The organism is Acinetobacter uliginosus, assembly GCF_044130295.1.
Classification (GTDB): Bacteria; Pseudomonadota; Gammaproteobacteria; order Pseudomonadales; family Moraxellaceae; genus Acinetobacter.
The window spans coordinates 31,825-57,448 of sequence record NZ_JBIQOC010000022.1 but is presented as its reverse complement, the minus strand read 5'-3'; the positions used below and the strand labels follow the sequence as shown (position 1 = coordinate 57,448).

Below are 25,624 nucleotides of genomic sequence, written 5' to 3'. Positions count from 1 at the left end.
GGTAGAGTACAAGTTGCTGTAGAAGCATTTTTAATTCGTCTGATCACAGATGCTTTATAAAGTATTTTAATACTTTTTTGAATCCGTCAATGCGTAAGTCCTATAAATGAAAACATCGGCATGCAGAAAAGCATCATTTCTACATGCCCATCCGCAAGGCAAGCACAGCCTCACTTGTAGCTTATTTTCTTCAGCAAAAAAGAATCGCGTTAAAATTCGACAACACTGGCGTTTATGTGCGTAATCAAGGAAAATAGCGAACTTTTGGCGGCGAACTGTTTTTTCGCTCTTGCACTGCAACCAAAGCAGTGCTTTGCTCTCGTCCAGGATATTTTATGAAGTTTGAAAAATTAGGTCAGTCGGGCCGTGCCCGTCGTGGTCGTTTAACGCTGGAACACGGCGTGGTGGAAACCCCAGTGTTTATGCCTGTCGGTACCTACGGTACAGTCAAAGGCATGCTCCCACGTGATGTAGAAGATATTAAAGCCCAGATTATTTTAGGTAACACCTTCCATCTCTATTTACGTCCCGGCCTGGACGTGATTCGTGAACATGGCGGTTTGCACGAGTTCATGAAATGGAACAAACCGATTTTAACCGATTCAGGCGGCTTCCAGGTGTTCAGCCTGGGTGCGATGCGTAAGATTAAAGAAGAAGGTGTAACCTTCCGTTCACCAATTGATGGTTCAAAAGTCTTTTTATCACCTGAAATTTCAATGGATATTCAACATACCTTGAATTCAGACATCGTGATGATTTTTGACGAATGTACGCCTTACCCGGCTACGCGTGAAGAAGCACAGAAATCTTTGCAGCTTTCACTGCGCTGGGCAAAACGCTGTAAAACCCATCATCATGATGTATTAAAAAATAAAAATGCCCTGTTTGGTATTATTCAGGGCGGTATGTATGAAGACCTGCGTGATGAATCACTGGCAGGCTTAAAAGAAATCGACTTTGATGGCTTTGCCATTGGCGGTCTTTCTGTCGGTGAACCGAAAGAGGAAATGATCAAGATTCTGGATCATCTTCCACCGAAAATGCCGGAAGACAAGCCCCGTTACCTGATGGGTGTCGGCAAGCCTGAAGATATCGTGGAAGGCATCCGCCGTGGTGTGGATATGTTTGACTGTGTCATGCCAACCCGTAATGCACGTAATGGTCATTATTTTGTGACAGACGGTCTGGTGCGGATTCGTAATGCCAAATATCGTCATGACCAAAGTCCACTCGATCCAGACTGCGACTGCTATACCTGCCAAAACTTTACCCGTGCTTATCTGTTCCATCTGGAAAAATGTGGCGAAATGCTGGGTTCCATGCTGGGTACTATTCATAACCTGCGTTATTACCAAAGGTTTACACAAGACATCCGTGATGCGTTAGATAATGGTACTTTTGATGAATATGTACAGGATTTTTATGCGCGTCGTGGTCTAGAAGTCCCCCCTTGTCCTGAAGATTAATCTTTCAGTATTTGCGCTGAAGAAAAAGACAAGGTAAATTGCTGAACAAGTTATCTTATTTATCATCATATTGTTGATATACATTTTTTAGTTTAGGAAATTGAAATGAGCCTTTTTATTTCTACTGCTCACGCAGCAGGTGAAGCTGCACAACAACCAAGTTTGGTAACCAACCTTTTGATGATTGCGGTATTTGTCGCAATTTTCTATTTCCTGATCTGGCGTCCTCAAGCGAAACGCGCGAAAGAACACCGTACCCTGGTTGAAAGCCTGGGTGTAGGTAGCGAAGTAGTTTTTGCAGGTGGCCTGATGGGCAAAATCACTAAAATTGAAGGCGATTTTGCAGTGGTTGAACTCAGCCGTGGCGTAGAAGTAAAAATTCAGCGCGCAAGTGTGATTTCAGTTCTTCCTGAAGGCACATTAAATAATCTCTAATCAAAATTAGTCGTGCCCTAGCACGACTTTTTCATTTTAAGAAGAAAACAGATGCGTTACCCAGCATGGAAATATCTGCTGATCCTTGTGGTTTTGGTGATCAGCACATTATACGCGCTGCCTAGTTTGTACCCCGATGAACCTGCTGTTCAAATTTCCGGTGCCAAAGCCGGCACCCAAATTGACCAGAGCATCGTACAAAAAGCAGAGCAATTATTACAAAGTGAAAAAATTTCAAGCCATGACAACAGCTTTAGCAATAATGCTGCCCTTTTACGTCTCGACTCCTCTGAAGCACAGTTAAAAGCCAAAGAAGTATTGCGTCGCGGATTGGGTGATAATTATGTTGTTGCCTTGAACCTTGCCCCAACCACACCTGAATGGCTGCAAAAAATTGGTGCCAAACCAATGAAACTGGGTCTGGATTTACGTGGTGGTGTGCACTTCCTGCTTGAAGTGGATATGGACAAGGCCATCAGTCAGCGTATGGAAACATCGGCGACTGATCTGCGTCGTCAATTGCGTGACAACAAGCTAAAATTCAACAGCCTGTCATTGAATAACAATACCATTACCGTTCAGTTTGCCAATAACGGTGACCGTGAAGCTGTGATGGATTTCTTGCGTCGTAATGGCAATGAATTCAACCAGCAGGCAATTGCCTCTGAGTCCGGTTCAACTTTACGTCTGAACTATACCGACGTGCGCAAGCAGGAAATTCAGTCTTATGCCGTTAACCAGAACTTAACCACTTTACGTAACCGTATTAACGAGTTAGGTGTAGCGGAAGCATTGGTTCAAACTCAAGGCAGCAACCGTATTGTAGTTGAACTTCCGGGTGTTCAGGACACTGCTGAAGCGAAACGCGTCTTGGGCCGTACAGCCAACCTGGAATTCCGTCTGGTTTCCGATTTGAATGACCAGTACATCGATCCGTATACTGGAAAGTCTACAGCTCAGGCCCTACCTCCGGGTACTGAAGTTTTTGCTTATGAATCATTGGATAGCGGTCGTGAGTTATTGCTCAACCGTAACCGAATTCTGACCGGTGAACGTGTTCAGAATGCCTCTAGCGGCTTTAGCCAGGATACTGGCGGTGCTGAAGTAAATATTACTTTGGACAGCGCTGGCGGTAAGTTAATGGCAGATGCCACCCGTAATGCGGTTGGTAAACGTATGGCGGTATTGTTCATCGAGAACAAGCAAAAGATCAGCTATGTGCCTGATCCTGTGACGGGTGCGCAAACCGAAGTTCGTACTCCTTATGCTGAGTCAGTCATCATTAACGCTGCAACCATTCAGGCGGTATTAGGTTCCCAGTTCCGTATTACCGGTCTGGATTCACCACAGGAAGCGGCTGAACTTGCCTTGATGCTTCGTGCTGGTGCACTGGCTGCGCCGATGTATTTTGTTGAAGAACGTGTGGTTGGTCCGAGCCTGGGTCAGGAAAATATTGACAAAGGTGTGTTATCGACTCAAATCGGCTTCCTTCTGGTGGCGATCTGGATGGTGGTGTTCTTCCGTCTATTCGGTGTAATTGCCAACTTTGCACTGGTATTTAACCTGGCTATGATCCTGACCGTCATGTCATGGATTGGCGCTTCCCTCACCCTTCCAGGTATTGCCGGTATCGTGATTACCATTGGTATGGCGGTCGATGCCAACGTACTGATCTGTGAGCGAATACGGGAAGAAATGAAATGGGGGGCCTCGCCCAAACAGGCGATTGTCGCCGGTTATGATCGGGCCTATAACACCATTTTTGACTCGAACTTAACTACCTTCCTGGTTGCGTTCATTCTGTTTGCCATTGGTACAGGTCCGATTAAGGGCTTCGCGGTGACATTAATGATCGGTATTGTCTGCTCGATGTTTACAGCCATTACGGTAACACGTGCCATCGTACAGCTTATTTATGGCAAAAAACGTAACTTGAAAAAGTTGAGCATTTAGGAGATCGAAGATGACTGATATGACTCAACCGAAAAAGAAATACGGTCGCCCGGATGATGAGCGCATCATTGACTTTATGAAGATTGCCAAACCTGCGGCAATCATCTCTATTCTTTTAACTTTGGCCAGTATTTTCTTTATTGCCACCAAAGGTCTAAACCTCGGTCTGGACTTTACTGGCGGTGTTTCTGCCGAGCTGAACTATAAACAACCGGCCAATCAGGTCGAAGTTATTCAGGCTTTGAACCAGGCAGGCTTTAAGGATGCGGTGGTACAAACTCTCGGCAGTAACAAAGACCTCTTGGTTCGTATGCCTGTTCAGAACATTGAAGTAGAAGATCTGAATAACGCCATCACCAAAGCAGCACAATTACCGAATAACCCTGCTGAGGTCCACAAAGTGGATTCTGTCGGTGGACAGGTCGGTAACGAGCTGTATATTCGTTCGGCAGGTGCTGTAGCCTTGGCATTACTGCTCATGCTGGTTTACGTGACCATTCGTTTTGAATTCAAGCTGGCGGTAGGTGCGGTGCTTTCGTTATTCCATGACATCATTGTCACCATTGGTATTTTTGCCATGATGCAATGGCCGTTTGATTTAACCGTACTGGCAGCTATTCTTGCGCTGTTAGGTTTCTCGTTAAACGATAACATTGTGGTATCCGACCGTATCCGTGAAAATTTCCGCAAGATTCGCGGTGCCTCGCCAGTTGAAATCGTCAATATCGCGTTGACTGAAACCTTACGTCGGACCATCCACACCTCCATGACCTTATTGCTGGTCGTTGTCGCAATGATGTTCCTGGGCGGTGAAGGTCTGCACTGGTTCTCGATTGCAATGTTTATTGGTGTATTTGTCGGTACCTATTCTTCAATTTATATTGGTACTGCATTTGCCTTATGGCGTGGCCTGAACCGTCAGGACTTTATTGTACAGGTGAAACCTGAATTTGATGAGGAACAGGAAATTCCAAAGTAATTTCTGTGCTTTCTTTAAATTCAATAAAAAAGCCCATCATCTGATGGGCTTTTTTATGCAGGTCAAAAATATAAAATGCTGTACGAGATCTGAAATTTTATCAGTGTAAATGCACAAGCTTATAGTTTTGCAAGATCACCTTTTAAGGCTACACCGGCAACCGCAGTTCCTTTGGCACATTGGTAAGTGGTGGTACTGCGGGTTTCGTTTGCTTTATAGTAGCTCACAATATTGGTGACAGCATTGGCACCCTTTGCCTTGGCAGTGTTCTGGAACTGGATTAAAGCGGAACGTAAAACATGATCGCATGAGCTTTCAGCAGACTTGGCAAAACCATTGGTTTTTTTATTGCTCACTAAACCTTTTTGAATGACTTTTCCACCTGCACGTGTACCCGCCAAGTAAAACTTAACCGAACCGTCCAGCGTACCGTCAGCAACGGCACGACTCACCGCTTCCTGAAAGTTGAAGTCATGCATTTGGTCTGCAGCTTGAGCTGAAACCACTCCACCCAAACACAATGCAGCTGTAAGTGTTAATTTCTTCATCAACATGATGTACCCTCTAGTTGTTGTTAGACACGTTTAAAAATCAGGGAGGTATTAATTCCTCCAAAAGCAAAATTGTTACTCATAACTATGTCGGCATGCATATTTCTTGACTGTTTAACAATGTAATCCAGATCGCCACAGGCCGCATCAATTTCATCCAGATTTAATGTCGGTATAAACTGGCTACGCTGCATCATTTCAATACTGAGCCAGGCTTCAATTGCTCCACAAGCTCCCAAAGTATGGCCAAAATAGCTTTTTAAAGAGCTGATCGGTTTTTTACCTAGTACACGTGCTGTAGCCTGAGTTTCCGCAATATCCCCTTGATCGGTGGATGTCCCATGCGCATTCACATAGTCAATCCGGTCTGCTGCAATTTGCGCATCTGACAGAGCCAGCTGGATACAGCGTCCCATCATTTCAGCATCTGGACGAGTGACATGCTGACCATCGGTGTTGCTGCCGTAACCGATGATTTCTGCATAAATTTTGGCACCGCGTGCTTGGGCATGTTGATATTCTTCCAGAATTAAACAGCCTGCGCCTTCACCCACCACCAGGCCATCACGTTTGCTATCGAATGGACGCGGTGTTTTTTCCGGATGTTCATTTTGGCTACTGGTCGCCATCAGCACATCAAACACCGCAGAACCTGCGGCACTGAGTTCCTCGGCACCCCCTGCCAGCATCACAGTCTGCTTGCCATATTTAATGGCTTCATAGGCCTGACCGATCGCCATAGAACCTGAAGTACAGGCACTGGATGTCGGTAAAGTTAAACCTTTCAAGCCAAAATAAACGGTCATGTTGACGGCACTGGTATGCGACATCATGCGGATATACGTGGTCGCATTCAGCTTGTTCATGTTGTTATCAATCAACATGCTGCCAAACTCGCCAATTGCATCGACACTGCCGGCAGATGAACCGAAGGCCACACCAGTTTGACCACTGTTTAAAATCGGGTCATTTAACAGACCGGCATCTTCCAAGGCTTTTTCAGCACAGACCGTTGACATCAGGGCCACCCGACCCATGCCGCGGGTCACTTTACGGTTAAAATGCTTGGGAATGGTATAGGATTCGACCGGACCACCCAGTTTGCTGCGCAAGTCGGTATACACTTCCCAGTCCGGCATGTAACGAATGCCACTTTTGCCCTGTTCAAATTGTGCAAATACCTGATCTGCCGTTTCACCTAAAGAGGTGATTCCGGCCATGCCCGTCACTACCACACGTTTCATCAAATCAAGCCCCCATTGACCGAAATCACCTGTCGGGTGATATAGCTGGCATCATCACTGCATAAAAATTTCACCACTTTGGCGACTTCATCAACCTGCCCCATACGTTGTAAGGGAATCATTTTCAGGGCATGTTCTTTCACTTCTTCAGTGACCATTTCGGTTTCAATCAAGCCCGGTGCTACACAGTTCACGGTAATTTTGCGTTTTGCCAGTTCCAGTGCCAAAGCTTTGGTGGCACCAATCAGTCCCGCTTTTGCTGCACTGTAATTGACCTGTCCCCGATTACCCATCAAACCTGAAACCGAAGATAAAGTCACAATGCGGCCGCCCTGTTTCAGCCGAATCATCGGCATCACCAAAGGTTTAAGTACATTGTAAAAACCGTCCAGTGAGGTCGAAACCACCTCATCCCAGTCGCTATCGGTTAAGGCCGGAAATGCCGCGTCACGGGTTAAGCCTGCGTTCAATACCACACCATAAAATGCGCCATGCTCGGCAACATCCTGTTCCAGCAATTGCAGCACTTTTTCACGTTCATTTACATCAAATAACAGTGCATGGCTGGCTTGACCTAAAGCACGGATTTCTTCAACCACCTGTTCGGCTTCTTGTTGTCTGGAGCGCGCATGGACGGTGACATCAAATCCAGCCTGTGCCAGTTGCAAGGCAATGGCTTTACCAATTCCACGGCTTGAGCCTGTTACTAAAATTCGTCTACTCACACTGTATCCTTAAGTTCTTCTTTCATTTCTGGCGGCTCAAATACACTCAACATGGCACTAAAGCGATGTTCCCGGTATTCAATTTCACATTGAAACTGCCCCAGCCCCTCATGTAAATAACCTTGTTCCGCTTTAATCCTGACGGTTTCACCTAAAGCAAAATAAGGCACAGGCAACTGCATTTTACGCGTACCCAATAAAAAACCAATTTTAGGCTGCAAACCTGACATTTTCCCTTTATGTCCTGCATAAACACTAATGGTCTGTGCCATCAGTTCAATACTGCTCCAGGTCGGCAAGCCTTCCGCTTCACAAAACATCAATTCGGGACGAATCACCAGTTCGGCAATGGCAAAATTGTCACTGGCTTCAATCAGATGATCGACAAACACCATCGGCTGTTCATGCGGGATAAACTGTATTGCATCCATCATTTCAATTTTGTTCCAAAAATTAGGCTGATATTGCTGCCGCCAAAGGCAAAAGAATTACTCATGACATATTCTATCGGTTGTTGCAACTGCGCATTCAGCACATAGTTGGCTTCATCCAGTTCCGGATCAATACTGCCTGAATGATGCAGCGGCAACCAGGACTGATCGGCTAACACCTGCTGGCAAATTACAGCTTCAATAGCTCCAGCGGCTCCCAGACAGTGCCCGGTTTTATGTTTGCTGCTGCTGATCGGTACTTCATATTGCTGGAATACCGTCTGCACGGCTTTGATTTCCATGGCATCATTTTGCGGCGTTGCCGTTCCGTGCATATTTAAATAGCCAATCTCACTGGCGCTAATACCCGCCATATCCAGCGCCTTTTGCATGGCTTCGGCAGCCCCTTTGCCTTCCGGATGCGGTGCAGAAATATGCCAGGCATCCATCGATTCCCCGGCTGACATCAGCATCACAGGGGCGGTTTCTTTGGACAATAAAAACAGTCCCGCCGCTTCGCCAATATTGATACCATCGCGCTGTGCACCACAGGGCTGACACAGACCATTGGACAGGCTTTCCAGACTGTGAAAACCATTCAGAGTCAACCGGCACAAGGTATCAACACCACCGACCAGCACCGCATCTGCCAGACCGGCATTAATCAATCGCTGTCCTGCCGCCATGGCTTTGGCACTGGAAGAACAGGCCGTGGAAATGGTGTATGCCGGACCTTCCCAGCCCAGATACATCTGTAGACCTTTGGCCAGACTACCCATTTCCTGTTTATAGTGATTAATTTCAATTTTTCTGTGATGGTTAAAATACTGTTTCAGCAATATTTCATTGTCAGCAATGCCGGAGGTCGATGTGCCCAGAATAATTGCCAGACGTTTGCGATCAAACTGCGCAGTATAATCTCGGATTTCGCTTTCGATTAAACTTAACGCCGTTAAGGCAAAACGTAGATTACGCGAATCGACATCCTGCAGAAATGCGGGAACAGTTTCGATTAAAGGCTGCTGATAGGCGCCTACCCAGACCTGTTTTTCTGGAATAAATCCTGAACGAAGGCTCAAGGTATTTTGCTGCGTGGTCAGCGCCTGTCTGATCTGTTCAGCGGTATTTCCGAGTGCAGATAGACCGGCACTCAACTGAATGCCGACTGCAGGATATTGTGTGATTTTATCGCCCATGCTCATCCCCCTTATTCAGTGCTTTGCACATCTGAGTTTTCCCCCTCTGTGCTGGTCAGGCCTTCGCTGATAGGACTGATGACCATCTGGTACGGCACCTGCAGATTGTTCAGCTCAATGGCCCCGTCCTGCTGTTGAATATTCAGCACATACTGCTGATTGATCCATACTTTCTGGGTCTGAGCCGAAGTTTCAATACGGACATTCTGCTGCAAGCGGGCAAAATCCGGATAGGTGGCATATAAAATATCGCGCACCACAAACTCAAATGGCAATAGCTTCATTGGTGCAATGCGCTGTTCGACATCAACCTTGCGGCCATCAAAACTGAGCTTGAATAACTGCTGCCCGGTCAGGGTCAAAGCCAGCATTTCCAGCTTTTGACCTTTTTGTTGCTGATACAGTAAAAAGCTGAAACTGTGTTCTTTCCATTGAATTTCTAACTGATCCTGACGCTGGTAGTTTTGTGCAGTCCAGGCAGCAGTTGTCAGACCTGGTGCTTGAGGCAGCATGGACTGGCAGCCACTACATAGCAGGACTGCAGCGAGCAAAATCCCCGTCCATTTCAGTTTCATTCTAGGCACCGTTCATCTCAACGTGTTGTAACTGCGGATCACGGCAATATTCTGCCAGCGTGCTTAAACGCTTTTTGGCATTTTTATAAATTGGATTGCTGCTGTCCCAGGCATAGCCGGCCAGTAAGGAAGAGACCATGCGGCGGATTTTATCATCCTGATTTTTCGAGAACACCACATCCTGAAATTCACCGCTATACCATGATTCCACATAGGCACGGAACACCTGAATGCCTGCACGTAGCGGTTTTTCATATTGCTCCGTCCAGTCGACCGGCTGTCCTTGCAGCTGCTGATCAACCAGTGGAATGGCCAGACTGGCAGATTTCAGGGCAATGGTCACACCAGAAGAAAATACCGGGTCGAGGAATTCACCGGCATTGCCCAATAAAGCATAGTTACGCTGGGCCAGATGTTTGACATCGGCAGAGTAGCCCACCAGGGTACGCACCGGCATATCAAATTTGACATTGCGCAGCACATGCGACAGGCTTTCTTCATCTGCCAGAATCTGCGGCAACAAGGCATTCAGATCATAATCGGCACTGCCATCAAAGCCATAGCGTTCAAAGAAATCCTGCTCAGCCACCACCCCGAAAGAACAACGGCCATCAGCAAATGGAATCAGCCAGTACCAGGCACGTGGATCTTTGGCATGTACCGTAATCAGAATTTTTTCCCGGTCAAATTCCGGGTCATCCAGAATGCCATCTTCAATATGGGTAAACACGGCACGACGTACTGGAAAATCGGACGGGCTTTCCAGATCGAGAAATTTTGGCAGGATGCGGCCAAAACCGCTGGCATCGAGTAAAAATTTGCCCTGAATCTGATAGACCTGCTGCTGTTCGTCTTTGACCGTTAAAATTGGATGTTCTGGAGCCACATCAACATCAATCACTTCATGACCGAAACGGATGTCGGCACCATAGTTTTCTGCCTGCTGTGCCAGCAAATGGTCAAAGTTGGCACGGCGAACCTGCCAGGTGGTGCCGGGACCATCGCTAAATTTCTCGCGGAAATCATAAAAACTGCGCTGCTGACCTTTTAAGAAGGCTGCGCCATTTTTAAACTGGAAAGCAAACTGTTCGACATGCTCACGCACGGTGTCTAGCAAGCCTGCTTCTTCCAAAAACACCATCGATTGCGGCAGTAATGATTCGCCAATGGAAAAGCGTGGAAAATGCTGTTTTTCGATGATCGTGACCTGATAGCCTTTCTGGCGCAGTAATGCTGCTGCCGAACTCCCCGATGGCCCTGCGCCAATAATCAATACATCTGTGTGTTGCATGGTGCTCATTGCACTGTACCTTATTTTTTCAGCTCTTTGGCTGATACTGTTGAAGCACAACATGTTTGGCATCGGATGATGTAAACAATGTTGCGTAGATAAATGAAAAAATAACCCCAAATAAAACCGTCAAACCAAAGCAGTGAATGGCATAAGTCTGGCTAAAGGATAATAACCCAAAACCTAATAAGGTCGACATCATACATAGGAATAAGGCCATGCCGACTACTTGTGGATGATCATGTCCATGGCGGTAAAAAATGGCATAGTCCACCCCAATCCCGATAATCAGGAAAGTACCCATAATGCTGAACAGATTGATTTCCACTCCGAGCCAGGCCTGAATGGCGAAGGTCGTCATTAAAGCCAGACTGACCGGTAACACCAAAGGCAAAACCGACTTCAGCCCATACAGTATCCCCAAACCAATCATCAGGCAGACTAAAGCAGATAACAGCAACCACTGTGCCTGAATACGGTGTTGCTGGAACAGCTCAGACAGCTGATTTACCGGACGCAATAACTGTACCTGTGGAATATTCAGCTGTTGCAGGGTAGCCACATCATGTACATTTTGCAGCAGCACCAGACGCTCGGTTGGGCTCATTTGTAAAAAGGCCAAAGGATGCTGGCTCATTTCAGCTGGACTGAGTAAAGGCTGCCGAGCCAACTGTTTTTGCCAAGCCAGTACCTCTGCCGGATTCAGCTGCAATGCTGCGGCATAGTCCTGTAAGGCGCTGGCTGGAATGGCTTGCAACAATTGAATATTGTGTTGCTGCTGCGCTTTGGAGGGCAGCCATTGACCTAAAGCCTGAACACCCTCCAGCTTGTTTTGCGCCTGTAACACTTGCAGTTTTTGCAGCAATTGCTGTTCATTCTGTTCTAGCTGCTGCAGCGTATCGCCATGCACCACAAAGTATTCACTGCTTTGCTGCTGCATAAAGCGTTCACGCACATACTGGTCTTCCTGTTTCAGCTGTTGATCCATACTTTGCAAGTTACGGATATCATCATTGCTTTGCAGCAACATCAAACTGCTGCCGGTGACGACCGTAATCACAGCGATCAGGCCATAACGCAGCCCCTTTCTGGCCTGAATAAAGGTTCGAGCTTGGCCAATAAAACTTAGGCGGCGAATCGCCGGTTCAGCATTTAATGCCGGCAATCTTGGCAACAATAAAATGCTGGTGATCCATGCCGCAGCCAGCCCCACCATTGAGAAAACAGCAATCTGCCTAAAGCCTGGAAATGGGGTAAAGCTGAGGAAAATATAAGCCACCAATGTCGTCATCAGACCCATAAACAGACTGGGCAACAGCGGTTTCAGTACGGCAAAACCGTTAATATGCCGATGCTGTGATTGCATCGCCATAAAGTAAAAGGAAAAGTCAACACAGACTCCGACCAGACTGGCACCAAACACCAGGGTCATGAGGTGAATTTCCCCAAATACTACATGGGTAATGGCAAAGGCCACCAGACAGCCGGTGCCTACAGCAATCATTTCCGTGAGCATCGGACGAACCGAGCGGAAACCAAACAGCACCAGGAAGAAAATCCCGATGGTCGAACCGACCCCAATGGTGGAAATCTCTTTTTCCGCCGAGGTGGTACCGAACTGGGCAAACAATAAAGTTCCGGTCCAGTGCGGCTCAACCTGCATCTGTTTCAGTTTTAAATTTAACTGCGCAATCCATGCGGCAGTTTTTTCCTGATAATCAATATTGTAAGGGCTATTTTTAAGCTGCAAGACAATAAGACGGGAAATGCCCTGCTCATTGCGAATGGTGGCAAAGCCATCTTCCAGCGCAATATCCGGGTTCGCCTGTAAACCGGATAAACCTACGGCATAACGTGGAAATAATAAGAGCGGATCTTGTTGTAACAGCTCTGCTGTGACCGGCATACCCGGGCTCATGATCTGCAACAGGCCCTGTTCGCTCAGCGCGGCATAATCCTGTTGCTCCAGCAGCTTTTGATCTGTGGATGATAGCAAACCGGCACGATGCTGATACAACACCTGGGCAAACTTGTCACTGTCCAGCTGTGCATGTAAGGGCTGCCATAAATCACTTTGTGCCACCTTTTGTTTAAAAGTCGCTGTGGCTTTGGTCAGGGCGGCATCATCTTTAGCATTCAGCACCACAAAGACTTTGTCATTCAGCTGCTGACTGACATATTGCTGCGCCCGTTCCAATCGCGGGTCATGGTGGGCTTCCGGCAATAAGGCAAAGATATTGGTTTGAATATGAATGTCTTTTTTCAGCCATGCGCTACCAAGCGCAATGGCAATCACGCTAAGTACAAGCAGCCACAGTGCGGTAAATTTATTTTGCCAGTTGGAAAAGTGCATTTTCCTCAGCCGTTAAGGTTTGGGGTTGGGTTGTTTGCTGGCTAAAGCGAATGCTGGTGCTGTTATTGGCTTTCTCGCGAATCACAATACGGTCCACATAACGCTGCCCTTGCGCATCGACCCGGACAAACAGTTTTTTAAATAAACTGCTTTTCGGGGTTAAGGCCACAGTCCACTGTGCCGGACTATAACTGGCCGAAACGATATTGAAGTTTTTGGCCAAAGCCGCTTCATTCCCCGACATCAGCTGCAAGAACATAGTCGCGACCGAACCATAAGGAGATTTGTCAATTTCAATCTGGCTATAGGTCCGCTGGGTTTTTTGCACCAATTTACGTGGGGTCACAATCAGGTCAGCCTTGACCGGATTCTGGATTTTCCAAATTACGCCCTGCGATTTGGAAAATAACACCGTGCCTTTGGATACAAAGGTTTTGTTCATGCTCGCCAGTTTCTTTTGCTGTTCAAAATTGGCCCGTACCGTTGGTGTTTCGGAAAGTTGAGCAAAGATCTGTCTGAGCTGCGGATTTTGCGCATGTACTGCTTGTGACAGCAACGTGATCAGCGACAGCAGTCCAGCCAGGAATAATCCTACTGCTCGTGGTAGATTGAAAGATGTCATCTTGCTTTACTCCGGCTTAAATTCAGACCAGGCATTTAAACGCTGCAATAAAACTTGCGGCGACTGGAAACACATTTCCCGACTGGCAATATGGACCGCCACTTGTGTGGTATAGCCTTTAGTGAGCCTTTTTCCACTTTCGGCATCAAAAATCTGGTATTCAATTTTCAGGCGGTTTTCCCATTCTTTTAAAATGGCGCGCACCCGAATTTTCTGCTCAAACAGGATGCCATGCGCATAACGCACATGACTTTCAATCACCGGCCAGGCATAGCCAGAAGCGCGCATCTGCTTATAGTTATACTGAAACTGGTCCAGCAACTTGCAGCGGGCAATTTCAAAATACTTTAAATAATGCCCATGCCAGACCACGTCCATGGTATCCACATCATGAAAGGGCACTTCAATCATTACATCGGCATGCATCGTCTGTTTCCCATCACGTTTAGCGAACAAGTCCACTGTTCAATAATTGCAGATTTTCCAGTCGGTCGACCAGTTGCTGCAACTCGTACTGCAATGGCCGGTCTTCCACCACATAGTCAAAAGTCTCTAATACCCAGGCCTTAAATGTGGCGAGAACTTCAGACAATTTTCCATCCAGAGTTTTTAAATGAATGGCTTGTACACTGGCACAGCACAGGGCCGCAATGACCTGTTCGGTCAGTACGATCACACGGCTGGCGTCACGTGCCGCAATGGTACCCATACTGACCTTGTCCTGGTTATGACATTCAGTCGAGCGCGAGAAAATCGAAGCAGAAAGGGTCTGTTTCAAGGCTTCTGCCGTCCATGCCGACACGCCAATCTGTACCGCCTTAAAGCCATGATTCAACGGTAGGCGCTCGTCGGTCGCTCCGGTCAGATTACGCGGTAAACCATTATTCATTTTATAGTCCACCAGTTGCGCCAACTGACGATCCATGAGGTCGGCAATATTGGCAATCATGATTTTCAGACTGTCCATGGCCTGGGCAATGTGACCGCCATAGAAATGCCCGCCGTGCAATACGCGTAAATTCACCGGATCAATCAATGGATTGTCATTACTAGAATTTAATTCATTTTCAATAAACTGGCGCAGCCATACTTTAGAATCTTCAAATACGCCAATAATATGCGGGGCGCAGCGTAGCGAATAACGGTCCTGCAAGCGTGAACTCTGATGTTCAGTCTGTACTTCACTGTTCAGCCAGTCACGCAGCTGTGCGGCAATATGTTGCTGACCCGGATGAGGCTTCTGCGCAAACAGTACTTCATCAAAATGGCTCGGATTACCTTCCAGAGCCAAGACATTCAGCGCGGTAATACAGGTGCTGGCTAAACTAATCTGTTCGGCCTTTTTATAGTTTAGGCAGGCAATTGCCGTCATCACGGCAGTGCCATTCATCAGTGCCAAGCCTTCTTTGGGACGCATCACTAAGGGTTGCATGCCTTTTTCTGCATACACAGCACTGACAGGAACAATCTGTCCCTGATCATACACATCGCGTTCACCGACCAAAGCCCCGGCAATATAGGACAATGGCGTTAAATCACCACTGGCCCCCACCGAACCTTCAGAGGGAATCACCGGAATGACATTTTCATTCAGCATCCAGACCAGACGTTCCAGCAGCGCATGCGAAACCCCGGAATAGCCACGTGCCAGCGAACACAAACGCGTCACCACCACTGCACGCGCGCTAATTAAATCCAGATTTTGTCCCAGACCACAGCCATGGAAACGCGATAAATGCAAAGGCAGTTCATTGACCTGATGCGCAGGAATTTCCACCAGGCAGGAATCGCCATAACCGGTGGTCACGCCATAAATCACGCCTTCATCCTGCAACAGTTGATCCAGAAAATCAGCACCGCGCTGAATCAAATTGCGCCATTCATTCGAGTCCGGTAAAGCCACGCGTTTTTCCTGACGTGCGACTGCCACCACATCTTCAATTGAAAGTGGATATTCCCCAATAACTAAAACTTGCATTAATCTTTGTTCCAAAAATTATAAAAATTAAACCATTGATACGGCGCACGAATACAGTGCTGCTCAAGGAGTGATACATATTCACGGATGGTCGTTTGCATGGCTTGCAGACGGTTGTTACGCGGAAAATTCAGTTGTTCAGCAATCGAATGGATATGTACTTCAAAATGAGTACCGACCCGATAACAGAACACGGCCAGCACTGGCACTTTCAGCAAACTGGCCAAAATCCAGGCCCCTTGCGGCCAGTTCGCCTGTTCAGCTAAAAATGAAACGGCTTGAATCCGGTCTGACTGCACCGGTACGCGGTCTGCTGCCACAATCACCCATTCACCCTGATCGAGTTTTTCCTGCAAAATCAGGGCAGTTTCAATACCCAGTTCATCCACCGAGATCAAATTGACATCGGCATGATGATTGAGTTTTTTCAGGAACTGGTTAAATTTGGTGGCATGTTTTTGATAGACCAGCACATTAATTTTTTGTGGATACTCCGACTTGATCGCCCGCAGCAACTCGATATTGCCAAAATGCGACACCACAATGACAGCCCCCTTTTGATAGCGGGCACGAAAATGCTCATGACCATGCAACTGTAATTGCTGCTCGGGAATATTGCCCAGCCAGCCTTCAATTTTATCCAGAATACATTCGCCAAACTGCATAAAATGCTGATAGCTATGGGTCAGACTCGGCGTATGCAGAAATGGAGAGTTTTTACCGGCAAAATGGTGCAATCGGGTCAAATATTGCAGTGAAGCCTGACGTGCTGCGATCGCAAACAGCCAATACCACAAAATAATAAAATACAGCAATATGCGACACAGCCATCGCCCGCCTACGCGATAGAAAGCCAACATCAAAGTCAACGGTAACATACCGCCACGTTCTTTAATGTCATTCCATTGGGTCGGGTTCAGATCAGCCACAGCATCAACCTTGCATTTTTTGTCGCAATAATTGCGGCAAACGCATCAGCATCCCACCCAGCAATTTGGCATGGGTCTGGCTCATTCCCCAGTTGTCACGCCAGGCGTTGAAGTGGGAAATACCATCTTCCGGATAAATGACTTTGGTCGGCACATTGATAAAAAATACATTGGCCCACTTTAAGCGCACCAGAATCTCGCTATCAAAGCCCATACGCGGCTGAAACTTTGCCGAATCCAGCACCTGAATGGTAGGTGCTAAGGGGTAGACCCGGAAACCGCACATGCTGTCCTTGATGTCCAAAGACAGGCTGTTAATCCAGACCCAAATATGCGTGGCATAACGGCCATAAAGGCGTTTTTTCGGCACTGATGCATCAAAAACCGGCTGACCGATAACCATCGCGTCCGGCTGTTGCTGAGAAATTTGCAGGAATTTTGCCACATCCTGCCAGTCATGCTGACCGTCAGCATCAAGCTGCAAGGCATGACTGAAACCCAGCTTGTGGGCATGACGTAAACCGGTCATCACGGCCTGACCTTTGCCCTGATTATGCGTGTGTTCAACCAGATCCACCCGGGGATGTTTCAGCGCAATATCATGTAAAAGCTGGGTACATGCGGCATCACTACCATCATTGACCAGAATGATCGGCATGTGAAACTGGTCCAGATGGGCGACCAAAGCTTCAATATAATGAGGATGGTTATACACCGGAATGACAAAACAATGCTGCATAAATCGTCCTTTTTTAAGCCGGTTCGGTAGGTATATGAAACAGCAATCGACCAGAAGCCAAAGTCTGCTCTGCATGGCAAAGCTCAAAACTGACTTTGTGCAATTTTCTGGTCAATTTCAGTTGCAACACCATATACGGTTGAATCAGGTCCTGAAATTTTAATTGCTCAAAACCGTTACACCATTCCAGCTCTGCCCAGCTCTGACGGGCAAAATGCTGGATGAAACCGATTTGTCCTACTCCCGGGAAAATAGGTTTGCCGGGGAAATGTCCTTTAAAACATTCCAGCTCAGGTGAAAACTCCAGACAATAGCTGACCTGCTCTGACTCATGGTGCTGTTCCAGTACTATAGGCAACAACATCGGCTGAAATAAGGATTTCATGTAGTGTTTATTCAGCTTGGATTGGGCATTTTGCAGTAATTGTGTCAAAAAACGCCACTGTCTGGGAATAGCAATGCCTTCAAGCTTGGATTTTAACTGTGCTTTTAAGGCCGCAATATACTGCGCTTTGCTGCCATTTTGCAGTTGCTGTCTGGCCTGCTCTGACAATACCGCAATACAGGCTAAAATCTGACGATGTTCCCGTTCAAGAATCAGCACATGACACTGTATGATGTCATCCAACTCTATAATTTTCTGCTCTATGGCATCCAGACTTAAACGTTTTTCTTCCAGTTTGACAATCCGGTCCAAGCGACCCAATAAATGAAATGGACTTTTCAAATTGCCCGGCTCAATGACTTCGACCTGATCGCCAGTAAAAATCCAGTCTGCACTAAAGGCATGATTGGTTCTGACCTGAAGTTCCTGCTGTTCGCTGGCCTGAATATCGACATTGGCAAAAGGCATCCACAAGGCATCATCTTGCTGGCGATGGGCAATGCCGCCGGTTTCCGAACTGCCAAACACTTCAGTAATCGGCTGGTTCAGATACGGCCGTACGCCGGATTCCAGTTTCCCGCCGGATGAATAAACGGTCAGGCAATCTTGCAATACAACATCACGGGTCCAGCGCTTTAACAGGGCCGGACTGGAAATCACGTAGTTATCGAGCTTGAAAATACTGAGTTTTTTCTGGATGTCGGCCACATCTTCCGGAAAGGCCAACTGTGCCTGATAAAAACAGCGACCGCTTGCCAGTGGCCAGAGCAACTTAAACAGTAGGCCATAAATATGCTGATGGCTCACTGTAGCAATGGCAATGGCTTGTTCAGGCAACTGAAAACTGGCATCCAGTCCCTGCACTTCATTGAGCAACTGGCGCAAGCTGCGTGGAATTTTCTTCGGCTGTCCAGTTGAACCGGAAGTGCAAAAATAGATTTGTGCATGATTTAAAAAGGCATCATCCAGGTTTAATTCAATATTTGGATTTTGTGGAACTAGGACGGGCTGGCGCTGCAAAAAATAAATGTTCTGTTCAGCCAGTTCTTTTTCTAAGTCACTGACCCGGTGCGGAGGTAGTAATACCTGTTTTTTGGCCAGCAGTGCCGCAAACAGCAGTACTAAAAACTGGTAACTGTCAGGTTCCCAAAGTGCCCAGCTGTCCTGTGCAAGTAACTCAATGGCCTGGCTTTGTTGTATCACATCCTGCCAAAAATCCTGAAAGCGGACTGGGCTTAAATCAGGCTGAATGCACAGTGGTTGTAGTGAATGAAGATGACTTTGAAAATGACACAACATAATATTCTGTTTTTATTCCTGAATTTGATTTAAGCGCTGTTGCCGCTTACGCAAGATAAATTCGCCCAGTAATAGTAGCCCCATCAACACATAGGAAATAAAGCCGTTATACAGCACCCAAGTCTGCATGGAAGCAAACAAGACTGTCGCCAAGGCAATCAAGGCATTCAATACAAAAAAACCGCACCACACCATGGTGACTTTACGGGTCCAGATCACACCCGCTTCGGGTAAATCTGGTTCAGCCAATCGGGCAAAACGCTCAATCATGGACGGTGGACGGATTAAGGTCGAGGCAAAAATCATACATGCCCCGACACTCATCAACACCGGATACAGTTTTAGCCAAGCATGATCTTTTAAAATCAGGCTCAAGCTACCACACAAAATGGCAAAGCCGGTTAAAGGCCACAGCAAGGCATTGCCCTTACTGAACAGGCGCAAGAGTCCCAAAACAATCAGCAGGCTGCTGACCCAGACATATTGTCCATGGGCCAGGCTATAGCCCACTAAAAAGGGATAAAGAAGCAAGCCAATTGCCACTATCCCTTTCAAGAGCCATTTCATGCAGCAGACATGTTCTGAATTACGGTTACCACATCCTGCACCGTACGGACATTTTTAAAATCTTCAGGATTGACCTGCTTGCCGGTCAGTTCCTTGATTTTGACCACCAGATCAATCGCATCAATACTGTCGACATCCAGATCGGTGGCTAAATTTGCATCCAGCTGCACATCTTCAGGGCTAATTTCAAACAGATCTTCCATCCATTCTCTAAGTTTTTCCAGTACTTGTTCCTGAGTTAGCATGACTACCTCTTATACCTGTTGCTGTGCTTCAACCAAAGCAACCAGGCTCTGAATTGATTTAAAATGTTGTTTGGTTTCGGCCGATTCAGCATTCAAATGAATGTTGTAACGCTTTTTCAAAGCTAGGCCAAGTTCCAGGGCATCAATAGAATCCAGACCCAAACCATCGCCAAATAAAGGGGCATCGGTATCAATATCTTCTATGCTGATGTCCTCAAGGGCTAGAACATCAATAATCATTTGCTTTAATTCATCAGCAAGATTGCTCATTTTTTAGATAACTCTTGGTTAAAAAATTGGTGTAATTGATGATTGAGCTGACGCACATTTTTGGGATTTACGCTGGCATCTTCCAAAAGATCATCGACTTGAATGGCATCCAGTACCTTCACCTGAATATGAAAGGGCTGTGAAGGAATGTGATACCACTTTTCATTCTTGGTTAAGGTTGAAGGGGTACAGTTAATCAGCACCGGACGAATCGGCACATTGGCGCGAATGGCAATATTGGCCGCCCCACGCTGAAACTCATTCAGCAATTCCCCTTTGGCGGTCCGTGTTCCTTCCGGAAAAATCAGCAGCGATGCCGCCTGATTCTGCCGGAGCTTTTCCACGCAGTCATGGATAAATTGCTCAGAACCGGCATTTAAAATATAACCGGCACTTTGTACCGGACCTTTGGTAAAGGGATTCGACCACAGTGCTTGCTTGACCACACAGTTGGCCTGTTCCATCAGCCCGATCAGCACCACCACATCCACCAGTGTCGGATGATTGGCAATCACCAGTTCCTGCTGACTGTGCTGTAATTTTTCCAACCCCTCGATGTCATAGGTCATAATTCCCAGCTTGACCATCATTTCGGTAAAGCCCTTGAAACTATGCTTAATCACCTTTTGCGCACGCTGCTGACGCAAGTCCGGATTGCGGGTCGATAAATTGACCAAAGGGGCAACCAGTCCGCCAATGGCCACACCGCCAATACCAAAACTGGCAAAACTAAACCCAGTTGCGCCCACACGCCACAGGTAGTTGGCTTTTTGTTTAAGTTGATCTGGTTTTAACATGTTTGCCACGCCTGAGTATGCAGGGGAACTTGATTTTGTGCAGATTGCTGCCAGAAATCATGAAAATTGAGTGCATCTTTATATTTATGGCAATGATTGCCTAGTGCTTGCATATCCAGTTGCAGGTTGGGTACGTCAAGACCAACAATTGCCGACATGGCAAAAGCTGTAAAAGGCTCAGCTTCCTGATAAAGTGCCGGTAATGCCTCGTCATAATACACCACCAGAACGCGTGGATTGGGTTGCGTTGTGGTTTTTAACCAGGCATAGGCTTCAATCAGCGCTTCACTCCACGAAGCCGCCAGGCTGGTCGACGGGGTCGCATCCTGACACAAAATCGAATATAACCCGGCAATAGCATTATGCACCGACGTGGAAAACTGGGTGGGTGATGGCGTCTGATCTTGCAGCACATCAGCCAGAATGTTTAAAGTTTTATGTTCATCGCCATATTGCGAAGCCCAAACAATATAATCTGCCCGTTCAGCATTCAGCGATTGAATGGCACTGCTTAAAGCGAGTTTGGCAATCCCTGACAAACGTCTGCGCTGCATGGCTGGAATTTGTTCTAAGGCGGCAACGGTTTCATCGGCACGACTTATGCACAGTTGTGACACATTGATTTGAAGCATTGCCCTAATTTTCCATACCCAAAAATATTTTAGCTCGAGGCTATTTTAATTGGCGGGATTATAGCATTTGTAATAAAAATTACACAAAATGTATCTTGTACAATATCAATTATTTAAATTTATATTTTTGATTTCATTGTTTATTTTATTTAAAAACCCTTAAAAAATTGATCAAACATAAAAAAACCAGCAACAGGTGTTGCTGGTTTTTATTGCATCAGTGCAATGTTGAATTAATTGCCTTGCACCAAACGGCGCGCACTGATAATGCCCGGCTGTTGTTCCAAACGCGCCAAAAGACGTGATAACTGGGCCAAACCTTTAACCTCAATCAACAGTTTCATGTTGGCAATACCGTCCGCTTCAGAAATGGTATTTACCTGACGAATATTAATCTGATCCGAGAAAATCACTTGAGTCAGGTCTTTGAGCAGACCGCGACGGTCATAGGCTTCCACCACAATCTGTACACTTTGGCCACGGGTCGGCTGCATTTCCCAATCGGCTTCGACAGCACGTTCAGGTTCCTGAGAAATCATGCGTACATAATCCGGACAGGCCACCTTGTGAATACTGACGCCACGATTCAGGGTAATATAACCGCCAATCGATTCGCCATGCACCGGCTGACAACATTGGGCAATATGCAGTTCCACATTGTCCAAACCATCAATTAAAATGCCGTGTGCCGACAAGGTATGACTGGCACGCGGATTCAAGGTCGGTTTAAGTACCAGTTCAGGCTCGTCCTGACCGATATGCATATGACGGTTAACCTGATTAATCAGGGCATGCAGGCTGATATCGCCATTTACCAGTCCAATCAGAATGTCTTCACCCAACTTGACATTGAAGTGATTGCAATAGTCACTTAAATCAATACTTTTCGGGTGAATCGCCAGACGTGAAAGCTCTTTATTGAGAATTTCACGGCCTACTTCCAGATTTTTACTGCGGTCTTGCTGTCTAAACCAGTGACGTAACTTATCCCGTGCCCGGGCAGTTTTAATGTAGCCCAGTGAATTGACCAACCAGTCCCGGTTCGGCTCGCGATCTTTTTTGGTTAAGATTTCAACCTGCTCACCGGTTTTCAGAGTATAGGTCAGCGGCACATAGCGCTGGTTAACGCGTGCGGCATAACATTTGTTACCCACTTCGGTATGCACGTGATAGGCAAAATCCAAAACAGTCGAACCACGTGGTAACTCTTTAATATCGCCATCACGGCTAAACACATAAATTTTTTCAAAGCCTTCAAAATCTTGAATCTGTTCAAAATTCTCTGGTTCATCTTCTACTTTATGCGCGCTGGCATCATTACGTTCCTGATAATGTTCCAGTACGGCACGTAATGAATGTAAACGATGATTGAAGGAATGGTCGGTATTTTTAGCACCTTCTTTATAGTTGAAGTGCGAACATACCCCAAGCTCGGCTTCTTCATGCATATCCTTGGTTCGGATTTGCACTTCAAGCGACTTATTCTCGGCAATCACCGCAGTATGCAATGAACGGTAGCCATTAGCCTTCGGGTTGGTAATGTAGTCATCAAACTGATGCGGAATATGGCGCCAGATTTGATGCACAATACCCAAGGAATGATAACACTCGGGTACGGTTTTAACCAAAACCCGCACTGCACGAATATCATAGAGCTGGTCAAAGCTTAAGTTCTTGCTTTTCATTTTTCGATAAATCGAATAAATGTGCTTCACCCGTCCGCTAATTTCGGCTTCAATCCCATGGCTGGCCAGTTCAGTTTTCAGCTTATCAATCACAAACTGAATGTACTGCTCACGCTCCAGGCGCTTCTCATTCAGCAATGAGGCAATTTCTTTATAGCGCTCCGGGGCCAGATAACGGAAAGCGAGATCTTCCAGCTCCCATTTAAGCTGGGCAATTCCCAGACGGTGTGCTAAAGGCGAGTAAATGGTCAGAATTTCACGTGCCACCCGCTCCTGACGTTCTCGAGAAGCTTGAGTCAGTTCACGCAAGGCATAGGTACGTTCGGCCAACTTGATCAGCACCACACGAACATCTTCGGTCACGGCAATCAGCATTTTATAAATGCCGCTTAAATGTTCGCGCTGGTTGTTATTAAAATGATCTTCTAGACGCTTGTTCTTTTCAATCAGCTCGGACAGCTTACCCATCGCCAGTGTCCCTTGCACCAGACTATAGACTTGCTCACCAAAATGTTGCTGTACTTCTTCCAGCGTCATCACGCCTTCACGAACGCTACGATACAGCATTGCGGCAGACAAGGTCGCTTCATCAACATGCAGATGCGCCAGAATATCAGCCATTTCAATGCCGGTATAAAAGGTATTGGAACGATGGTTGACCGTACTTTGCAGTTCTTTCTGCAAGGTTAAATGCGCTACATCTTCGAGTTGTTTTAGCGCCGTATCATCTAATATGCCACGAACCCGATTTAACCATTCAGCCAAATCTTGTCGAGCTTGTTCGGCATGTTCTACAGTCGCTTCCTCCGACAACTCATTGAGACGTCCAGGAAGCTGCTCACGTACTGTGACCATACCCTACTCCTACTTTTTTACACTTCATATTATAAATCGTTTATTTCGTTGTATTTTTCGAATAAGGCAATAGATTCAACATGTCCCGTATGGGTAAACATATCCATTACCCCAGCCTTTCTTAATCGATAACCATGTTTCACCAGCACACCCGCGTCTCGCACCAATGTGGCAGGATTACATGATACATAAACGATTCTTTTCGCACCAAATTTGGGCACATAATACATTATTTCCTCCGCCCCTGAGCGTGGAGGATCAATCAATAATGCATCAAATCCCTGATTTGCCCAAGAATGATGCGAAAAATCTTTTGTTAAATCTTGTGAATAAAATTTTACGTGACGCATACCGTTTTTCTCGGCATTTTCTGCACCACGTCGAACCATTTCTTCACTTCCCTCCACAGCAACCACTTTTCCAGTTTCACCGACACAACGAGCTAAGGGTAAGGAAAAGTTTCCTAAACCACAAAACAGGTCGAGTACGCGTTCACCTTGCTGTAATTGAAGCAAATCACATGCCAGCTTCACCATCTGAGGATTAATGGTGGAGTTGACCTGAGTAAAATCAAGCGGATTAAAGCCAAATTTCACCTCAAACTCATCCAACGCATAATGCAAACGCATGTCAGCTGTCGGATCATCGACACGATGCAAACTGTCGCCACCAGCAGGCTGTAAATACAGTTGCCACTGTCTGTTTAACGCAAACTGTTTTAATCGGTTGACATCATCGGATGACAATTTTTCAGTATGGCGAACCAGCAGTGCAATATCCTCATCACCCATGGCCAATTCTACATGACCAATCGCTGCTTTGCCCTTTAGACTTTCGAGTAACTCTCTCAAAACCTGAATAGAACCGAACTCACGATCTAACACTATGCAATGCTCAATCAGCGTCAGTTTATTGCTCTGACGTTCACGAAAACCCACTACCAGCTGATCTTTAGCCGGAATATAACGTACGCCGATACGTGCTTTACGACGGTAGTCTTCACGTTGAGAGCGTAACGGCGTGAGCCATTGCTCGGGTTGGATGCCGGCAAAATGTTCCAGATGCGACTTCAAGACTTCCTGTTTGAGCCGGATCTGCTCATCTTCTTGGATGTGCTGCATATTACAACCACCACAGACACCAAAATGCGGGCATTGCGGCTGAACACGCAAATGCGAAGGCTCACTCAGAACCTCCACACAATCGGCTTCTTCTAAACGTTTCACTACATGGGTGATTTGCGCTCTAACCGTCTCCCCCGGCAAGGCATAGGCAATAAAAACTTTTTTACCGCACTTGTCACTCGGATGATCGGGATGCGATCCATAGTGCGCGATTCCCCGTCCTTCATGTGAAAGAGACTCAACCTGAAACGTGTAAATCGGATGCTGAGCTGGACGTGGCTTGGTTCTATGTTTCATG

General features: G+C 46.6%; 25 protein-coding genes. 4 read left to right on the top strand and 21 right to left on the bottom strand.

The genetic code is table 11. The features are described 5' to 3' along the window. The first annotated feature begins 335 nt into the window (after positions 1-335). The 4 genes from tgt to secF all read left to right on the top strand — a co-directional run bounded on the left by tgt (position 336) and on the right by secF (position 4,833). On the top strand, positions 336-1,466 hold the full coding sequence (gene tgt / locus ACE01T_RS06440) for a tRNA guanosine(34) transglycosylase Tgt (RefSeq protein WP_180042750.1): 1,131 nt from the start codon (positions 336-338) through the stop codon (positions 1,464-1,466). Between the two features lie 105 nt (positions 1,467-1,571). Further along, positions 1,572-1,901, top strand: coding sequence for a preprotein translocase subunit YajC (yajC, locus tag ACE01T_RS06435; protein WP_086195837.1), 330 nt, complete (start codon positions 1,572-1,574; stop codon positions 1,899-1,901). Positions 1,902-1,952: 51 nt separating this feature from the next. Continuing rightward, positions 1,953-3,854 carry a protein translocase subunit SecD gene (secD, locus tag ACE01T_RS06430; protein WP_200223165.1) on the top strand — a complete coding sequence of 634 codons (1,902 nt, stop codon included), beginning with the start codon at positions 1,953-1,955 and terminating at the stop codon, positions 3,852-3,854. A gap of 10 nt (positions 3,855-3,864) precedes the next feature. Beyond that, positions 3,865-4,833 carry a protein translocase subunit SecF gene (gene secF / locus ACE01T_RS06425; RefSeq protein ID WP_086195839.1) on the top strand — a complete coding sequence of 323 codons (969 nt, stop codon included), beginning with the start codon at positions 3,865-3,867 and terminating at the stop codon, positions 4,831-4,833. Between the two features lie 119 nt (positions 4,834-4,952). Here secF and ACE01T_RS06420 read toward each other — a convergent pair whose 3' ends face one another. From ACE01T_RS06420 to rlmD, 21 genes are all read right to left on the bottom strand, one after another. Then, positions 4,953-5,387 (bottom strand): excinuclease, encoded by a 435-nt coding sequence (locus ACE01T_RS06420; protein ID WP_180174418.1) that lies wholly within the window; start codon positions 5,385-5,387, stop codon positions 4,953-4,955. A 20-nt stretch (positions 5,388-5,407) separates the two neighbouring features. Further along, on the bottom strand, positions 5,408-6,628 hold the full coding sequence (locus ACE01T_RS06415) for a beta-ketoacyl-ACP synthase (protein ID WP_180174419.1): 1,221 nt from the start codon (positions 6,626-6,628) through the stop codon (positions 5,408-5,410). After that, complete coding sequence (locus tag ACE01T_RS06410; RefSeq protein ID WP_086195841.1) at positions 6,628-7,353, bottom strand: 3-ketoacyl-ACP reductase FabG2; 726 nt, start codon at positions 7,351-7,353, stop codon at positions 6,628-6,630. The genes ACE01T_RS06415 and ACE01T_RS06410 overlap by 1 nt, the downstream gene beginning before the upstream one ends. After that, on the bottom strand, positions 7,350-7,787 hold the full coding sequence (locus ACE01T_RS06405) for a hotdog family protein (RefSeq protein ID WP_180174420.1): 438 nt from the start codon (positions 7,785-7,787) through the stop codon (positions 7,350-7,352). Before ACE01T_RS06405 ends, ACE01T_RS06410 begins: the two co-directional genes overlap by 4 nt. After that, positions 7,784-8,980, bottom strand: coding sequence for a beta-ketoacyl-[acyl-carrier-protein] synthase family protein (locus ACE01T_RS06400; RefSeq protein WP_180174421.1), 1,197 nt, complete (start codon positions 8,978-8,980; stop codon positions 7,784-7,786). The genes ACE01T_RS06405 and ACE01T_RS06400 overlap by 4 nt, the downstream gene beginning before the upstream one ends. An 11-nt stretch (positions 8,981-8,991) precedes the next feature. Then, positions 8,992-9,555 carry a DUF3261 domain-containing protein gene (locus tag ACE01T_RS06395; protein WP_180174422.1) on the bottom strand — a complete coding sequence of 188 codons (564 nt, stop codon included), beginning with the start codon at positions 9,553-9,555 and terminating at the stop codon, positions 8,992-8,994. A 1-nt stretch (position 9,556) separates the two neighbouring features. Continuing rightward, a complete protein-coding gene (locus ACE01T_RS06390; RefSeq protein ID WP_395518967.1) occupies positions 9,557-10,855 on the bottom strand; it encodes an NAD(P)/FAD-dependent oxidoreductase in 1,299 nt (432 codons plus the stop codon). 19 nt (positions 10,856-10,874) lie between these two features. Beyond that, positions 10,875-13,199 (bottom strand): MMPL family transporter, encoded by a 2,325-nt coding sequence (locus ACE01T_RS06385; protein ID WP_395518966.1) that lies wholly within the window; start codon positions 13,197-13,199, stop codon positions 10,875-10,877. Further along, a complete protein-coding gene (locus ACE01T_RS06380) occupies positions 13,174-13,821 on the bottom strand; it encodes a LolA family protein (RefSeq protein WP_395518965.1) in 648 nt (215 codons plus the stop codon). Before ACE01T_RS06380 ends, ACE01T_RS06385 begins: the two co-directional genes overlap by 26 nt. 6 nt (positions 13,822-13,827) lie before the next feature. Continuing rightward, positions 13,828-14,247: an acyl-CoA thioesterase gene (locus ACE01T_RS06375; RefSeq protein ID WP_395518964.1), complete on the bottom strand. Its 420-nt coding sequence runs from the start codon at positions 14,245-14,247 to the stop codon at positions 13,828-13,830. 19 nt (positions 14,248-14,266) lie between these two features. Further along, positions 14,267-15,799 (bottom strand): HAL/PAL/TAL family ammonia-lyase, encoded by a 1,533-nt coding sequence (locus tag ACE01T_RS06370; RefSeq protein ID WP_395518963.1) that lies wholly within the window; start codon positions 15,797-15,799, stop codon positions 14,267-14,269. Next, on the bottom strand, positions 15,799-16,677 hold the full coding sequence (locus ACE01T_RS06365) for a lysophospholipid acyltransferase family protein (RefSeq protein WP_395518968.1): 879 nt from the start codon (positions 16,675-16,677) through the stop codon (positions 15,799-15,801). The genes ACE01T_RS06370 and ACE01T_RS06365 overlap by 1 nt, the downstream gene beginning before the upstream one ends. Before the next feature lie 55 nt (positions 16,678-16,732). Further along, positions 16,733-17,467, bottom strand: a complete 735-nt coding sequence (locus tag ACE01T_RS06360) for a glycosyltransferase family 2 protein (RefSeq protein ID WP_395518962.1) — start codon at positions 17,465-17,467, stop codon at positions 16,733-16,735. A gap of 13 nt (positions 17,468-17,480) precedes the next feature. Beyond that, positions 17,481-19,151, bottom strand: coding sequence for an ApeI family dehydratase (locus ACE01T_RS06355; protein ID WP_395518961.1), 1,671 nt, complete (start codon positions 19,149-19,151; stop codon positions 17,481-17,483). Positions 19,152-19,163: 12 nt separating this feature from the next. Continuing rightward, positions 19,164-19,718 (bottom strand): COG4648 family protein, encoded by a 555-nt coding sequence (locus tag ACE01T_RS06350; protein WP_180174428.1) that lies wholly within the window; start codon positions 19,716-19,718, stop codon positions 19,164-19,166. Next, positions 19,715-19,963, bottom strand: a complete 249-nt coding sequence (locus ACE01T_RS06345) for an acyl carrier protein (protein WP_166171369.1) — start codon at positions 19,961-19,963, stop codon at positions 19,715-19,717. The genes ACE01T_RS06350 and ACE01T_RS06345 overlap by 4 nt, the downstream gene beginning before the upstream one ends. A 9-nt stretch (positions 19,964-19,972) precedes the next feature. Then, positions 19,973-20,233, bottom strand: coding sequence for a phosphopantetheine-binding protein (locus ACE01T_RS06340; protein ID WP_086195854.1), 261 nt, complete (start codon positions 20,231-20,233; stop codon positions 19,973-19,975). Then, positions 20,230-21,039: a lysophospholipid acyltransferase family protein gene (locus ACE01T_RS06335; protein WP_395518960.1), complete on the bottom strand. Its 810-nt coding sequence runs from the start codon at positions 21,037-21,039 to the stop codon at positions 20,230-20,232. Before ACE01T_RS06335 ends, ACE01T_RS06340 begins: the two co-directional genes overlap by 4 nt. After that, positions 21,024-21,662 (bottom strand): beta-ketoacyl synthase chain length factor, encoded by a 639-nt coding sequence (locus tag ACE01T_RS06330; RefSeq protein WP_180042771.1) that lies wholly within the window; start codon positions 21,660-21,662, stop codon positions 21,024-21,026. Before ACE01T_RS06330 ends, ACE01T_RS06335 begins: the two co-directional genes overlap by 16 nt. Positions 21,663-21,895: 233 nt before the next feature. Next, positions 21,896-24,202, bottom strand: a complete 2,307-nt coding sequence (locus ACE01T_RS06325) for a RelA/SpoT family protein (RefSeq protein WP_395518959.1) — start codon at positions 24,200-24,202, stop codon at positions 21,896-21,898. A 29-nt stretch (positions 24,203-24,231) separates the two neighbouring features. After that, positions 24,232-25,623, bottom strand: a complete 1,392-nt coding sequence (rlmD, locus tag ACE01T_RS06320; protein ID WP_395518958.1) for a 23S rRNA (uracil(1939)-C(5))-methyltransferase RlmD — start codon at positions 25,621-25,623, stop codon at positions 24,232-24,234. Between the last annotated feature and the right edge of the window lies 1 nt (position 25,624).

Coding starts and splice junctions, on each gene's coding strand:
- tgt (WP_180042750.1), top strand. CDS start 336: ATGAAGTTTGAAAAATTAGGTCAGTCGGGCCGTGCCCGTCGTGGTCGT.
- yajC (WP_086195837.1), top strand. CDS start 1,572: ATGAGCCTTTTTATTTCTACTGCTCACGCAGCAGGTGAAGCTGCACAA.
- secD (WP_200223165.1), top strand. CDS start 1,953: ATGCGTTACCCAGCATGGAAATATCTGCTGATCCTTGTGGTTTTGGTG.
- secF (WP_086195839.1), top strand. CDS start 3,865: ATGACTGATATGACTCAACCGAAAAAGAAATACGGTCGCCCGGATGAT.
- ACE01T_RS06420 (WP_180174418.1), bottom strand. CDS start 5,387: ATGTTGATGAAGAAATTAACACTTACAGCTGCATTGTGTTTGGGTGGA.
- ACE01T_RS06415 (WP_180174419.1), bottom strand. CDS start 6,628: ATGAAACGTGTGGTAGTGACGGGCATGGCCGGAATCACCTCTTTAGGT.
- ACE01T_RS06405 (WP_180174420.1), bottom strand. CDS start 7,787: ATGATGGATGCAATACAGTTTATCCCGCATGAACAGCCGATGGTGTTT.
- ACE01T_RS06400 (WP_180174421.1), bottom strand. CDS start 8,980: ATGGGCGATAAAATCACACAATATCCTGCAGTCGGCATTCAGTTGAGT.
- ACE01T_RS06395 (WP_180174422.1), bottom strand. CDS start 9,555: ATGAAACTGAAATGGACGGGGATTTTGCTCGCTGCAGTCCTGCTATGT.
- ACE01T_RS06390 (WP_395518967.1), bottom strand. CDS start 10,855: ATGAGCACCATGCAACACACAGATGTATTGATTATTGGCGCAGGGCCA.
- ACE01T_RS06385 (WP_395518966.1), bottom strand. CDS start 13,199: ATGCACTTTTCCAACTGGCAAAATAAATTTACCGCACTGTGGCTGCTT.
- ACE01T_RS06380 (WP_395518965.1), bottom strand. CDS start 13,821: ATGACATCTTTCAATCTACCACGAGCAGTAGGATTATTCCTGGCTGGA.
- ACE01T_RS06375 (WP_395518964.1), bottom strand. CDS start 14,247: ATGCATGCCGATGTAATGATTGAAGTGCCCTTTCATGATGTGGATACC.
- ACE01T_RS06370 (WP_395518963.1), bottom strand. CDS start 15,799: ATGCAAGTTTTAGTTATTGGGGAATATCCACTTTCAATTGAAGATGTG.
- ACE01T_RS06365 (WP_395518968.1), bottom strand. CDS start 16,677: ATGTTACCGTTGACTTTGATGTTGGCTTTCTATCGCGTAGGCGGGCGA.
- ACE01T_RS06360 (WP_395518962.1), bottom strand. CDS start 17,467: ATGCAGCATTGTTTTGTCATTCCGGTGTATAACCATCCTCATTATATT.
- ACE01T_RS06355 (WP_395518961.1), bottom strand. CDS start 19,151: ATGTTGTGTCATTTTCAAAGTCATCTTCATTCACTACAACCACTGTGC.
- ACE01T_RS06350 (WP_180174428.1), bottom strand. CDS start 19,718: ATGAAATGGCTCTTGAAAGGGATAGTGGCAATTGGCTTGCTTCTTTAT.
- ACE01T_RS06345 (WP_166171369.1), bottom strand. CDS start 19,963: ATGCTAACTCAGGAACAAGTACTGGAAAAACTTAGAGAATGGATGGAA.
- ACE01T_RS06340 (WP_086195854.1), bottom strand. CDS start 20,233: ATGAGCAATCTTGCTGATGAATTAAAGCAAATGATTATTGATGTTCTA.
- ACE01T_RS06330 (WP_180042771.1), bottom strand. CDS start 21,662: ATGCTTCAAATCAATGTGTCACAACTGTGCATAAGTCGTGCCGATGAA.
- ACE01T_RS06325 (WP_395518959.1), bottom strand. CDS start 24,202: ATGGTCACAGTACGTGAGCAGCTTCCTGGACGTCTCAATGAGTTGTCG.
- rlmD (WP_395518958.1), bottom strand. CDS start 25,623: ATGAAACATAGAACCAAGCCACGTCCAGCTCAGCATCCGATTTACACG.